Origin of the sequence: Longimicrobium sp., from assembly GCA_036389795.1 — a bacterium.
GTDB lineage: Bacteria > Gemmatimonadota > Gemmatimonadetes > Longimicrobiales > Longimicrobiaceae > Longimicrobium.
This window is the reverse complement of sequence record DASVWD010000247.1, coordinates 1-3264: the sequence shown is the minus strand read 5'-3', so window position 1 is coordinate 3264 and position 3264 is coordinate 1. Positions and strand designations below refer to the sequence as shown.

Sequence of the window (3264 nt, the reverse complement as noted above, 5' to 3'; positions counted from 1 at the left end):
CGGGCAGGGGTCGCGCGGAAGCGGCGGAAGGCGCGGGAAAGCTGAGAATGCGGGCTCCGGTGTCACACCGGCGGCCCGCCGCGCGTTGTATCGTCTTCCGCCCGCGCCGAGACGTGGACGGAGGGCGCGCGTGGCGCGTTTCGTGCTGCCCGGGGGCGCGCCGCGGCCGGTTCGGAACGGGAGCGGCGGCGCGTGTGACGCCCCGCGACGGTCCGTCGTCTACGCGCGCCGTACCCGAATACCATGGACAGAGCGCACATGGCGCGCTAGACTCCTGCGTTGCAGACGGTTGCGCGGCGATGACCGCGCCGCGCGGCTGAGCCCGAACCATCAACCGACCTTCATGCTCGTTCCCGACCTCTTCCTGCGGTTCCGGCGGCCTCTCGTCCTGGCGCTCCACCTGCTGCTGATCCCGCTGGGATACTACTGGGCGTTCGCGCTGCGCTTCGACTTCACGATGCCGCCCGAGTACGCCCATTTCTTCTGGCACTCGCTGGTGCTGCTGGTGGCGCTCAGGGTCGCCTCGTTCGCCGTGTTCGGGCTCTTCCACGGCTGGTGGCGCCACGTGGGGATGAGCGACCTGATCGACCTGCTCAAGGCCGTCACGCTCAGCAGCCTGCTGCTGCTGGTGGCGCTGTTCATGACCTCCGAGATCAACGGCTTCCCCCGCTCGGTGCTGGTGCTGGACTGGGCCACGGCCATCCTGATGTTCGGCGGGCTGCGCTTCGGCGTGCGCGCCTTCCGCGAGGAGCGGCTGGTCCCCTGGAGAGCGCACAAGGGGCGGCGGGCGCTCATCATCGGCGCGGGGCAGGGGGCCGAGCGGCTCCTGCGCGAGACGCAGCGCGACGGCGCCTCGGGGATCTATCCCGTGGGGATCGTGGACGACGACCCCGACAAGCGCGGGATGCGGCTGCACGGCGTCCCGGTGCTCGGCACCACCGCCGACGTCGGGCCCCTGGTGACCAAGGCGGGGATCCAGCTGCTGGTGATCGCCATCCCCTCGGCCACCCGCGAGCAGATGCGCGCCATCGTCGACGCCTGCCTGGCCACCGGCGTGGAGTTCAAGATCGTCCCCTCCATGCGCGAGCTGCTGGACGGCCGCGCGCGGCTGGGGCAGCTGCGCGACCTGGAGATCGAGGACCTGCTGGGGCGCGAGACCGTCGAGCTGGCGCTGGACGGGCCCAGCGAGGACCTGCAGGGGCGCACCGTGCTGGTCACCGGCGGCGCCGGCTCCATCGGAAGCGAGCTGGCGCGGCAGATCGCCGGCTTCGGGCCCGCCGAGCTGGTGGTGCTCGACCAGGCCGAGAGCGCGCTCTACTTCACCCACCTGGAGCTGGTGCGCGCCCACCCCGAGCTCCGGGTGAGCGCCGTGGTGGGCGACGTCACCGACCAGGGGCGGGTGGACCACGTCTTCGCCCGCTGGCGCCCCGACTACGTCTTCCACGCGGCCGCCTACAAGCACGTGCCGCTGATGGAGTCGAACCCCGTGGAGGCGGTGCGCAACAACGTGCTGGGCACGCTGTGCGTGGCCCAGGCCGCCGCGCACTACGGGGCCGAGAAGTTCGTGCTGATCTCCACCGACAAGGCGGTGCACCCCTCCAGCGTGATGGGCGCCACCAAGCGCGTGGCCGAGCAGATCGTGCTGGGGTGGCCGGGCCTCCGGAAGAGCCGCACCGACTTCCGCGCCGTGCGCTTCGGCAACGTGCTGGGCTCCGACGGCAGCGTGATCCCGCTCTTCAAGCGGCAGCTGGCGGCCGGGCACCCGCTCACCGTCACGCACCCCGAGGTCACCCGCTACTTCATGACCATCCCCGAGGCGGTGGCGCTGGTGCTGCAGGCGGCGGCGCTGCCAGAGGCCGCGGGGCGCATCTGCATGCTGGAGATGGGCGAGCCGGTCCGGATCGTGGAGCTGGCCGAGAACCTGGTGCGGCTCTCGGGGCTGGAGCCGTACAGCGACGTGCAGATCGTCTTCACGGGACTGCGCCCCGGCGAGAAGCTCCACGAGGAGCTCATGGCCGAGCGCGAGGAGACGGTCCCCACCACGGTGCACAAGATCCGCATCGTGCAGACCTCCGAGCCCGAGGTGGCCGAGCTCACCAGCGGGCTGGACCGCCTGGCCGCCTCGGCCGCCGTGGGCGAGGCCGCCGACGTGGTGGGGGCGCTGCGCGCGCTGGTCCCCGAGTGCGTCCCCCCCTTGCGCGAGCGGGGCCTGCAGCCCACCGAGGCCGAGTAGCGGGCCCGGGCGCGAGGCTGCCACGCGGCGGGGCGCCGGCTTGCGCTCCGCCGCGCTCCCGCTATCCTTTCGCGAGCGAAACCCCGTAGCGAAGCCGCCCCGGCGGGCGGCCGCAGGAACTATCCGGATGATCCGACCCGCGACCGACGAGATGAGCGAGCAGGCCACGCCGCGCGAGCGGCTCCTTTCCCGAATCGAGAGCCGCGAGGCCGTCTGCGGCGTGGTGGGCCTGGGCTACGTGGGGCTGCCGCTGGCGGTGGAGCTCGCCCGGAGCGGCTACCGCGTGCTGGGCTTCGACGTCTCCGAGGGCGTGGTCGAGGGCGTCAACGCCGGCCGGAGCCACGTGCTCGACACCCCCGCCGAGGTGCTGGAGACCTTCGTGAAGGGGGGGCTGCTGGAGGCCACCACCGACCTGTCGCGCCTGGGCGAGTGCGACGCCGTCTCCATCTGCGTCCCCACCCCGCTCAACAAGACCAAGGAGCCCGACCTCTCGTACGTGGTGGCCGCCGCCCACGCGGTGCACTTCTGCCTGCGCCCGGGGCAGCTGGTGGTGCTGGAGAGCACCACCTACCCCGGCACCACGCGCGAGCTGCTCCTGGCGCGCTTCGAGGAGTCGGGGCTGGTGGTGGGTGAGGACTTCTTCCTCTGCTTCAGCCCCGAGCGGGTGGACCCCGGCAACCCCGAGTGGCACACGCGCAACACGCCCAAGGTGCTGGGCGGGATCACCCCCGCCTGCACCGAGGCGGGGCTCGCGCTCTACTCGCGCGTCTTCGACGCGATGGTGCCGGTGGAGAGCGCCGAGGCCGCCGAGCTCACCAAGGTCTACGAGAACACCTTCCGCATGATCAACATCGCGCTGGCCAACGAGCTGGCGCAGGCGTGCGACGTGCTGGGGGTGGACGTGTGGGGGGTGATCGAGGCGGCCGCCACCAAGCCGTTCGGCTTCATGAAGTTCACCCCGGGGCCCGGCCTGGGCGGGCACTGCATCCCGCTGGACCCGCACTACCTGTCGTGGAAGATGCGCACGCTGG

2 protein-coding genes are annotated in these 3264 nt (G+C 72.2%); both read left to right on the top strand.

The features are described from left to right. Positions 1–343: 343 nt before the first annotated feature. On the top strand, positions 344–2233 hold the full coding sequence (locus VF746_29305; protein ID HEX8696553.1) for a nucleoside-diphosphate sugar epimerase/dehydratase: 1890 nt from the start codon (positions 344–346) through the stop codon (positions 2231–2233). Positions 2234–2360: 127 nt separating this feature from the next. Continuing rightward, the coding region (locus VF746_29300) for a nucleotide sugar dehydrogenase (GenBank protein HEX8696552.1) at positions 2361–3264 on the top strand (904 nt) is incomplete at its 3' end.

Coding starts and splice junctions, on each gene's coding strand:
- VF746_29305 (HEX8696553.1), top strand. CDS start 344: ATGCTCGTTCCCGACCTCTTCCTGCGGTTCCGGCGGCCTCTCGTCCTG.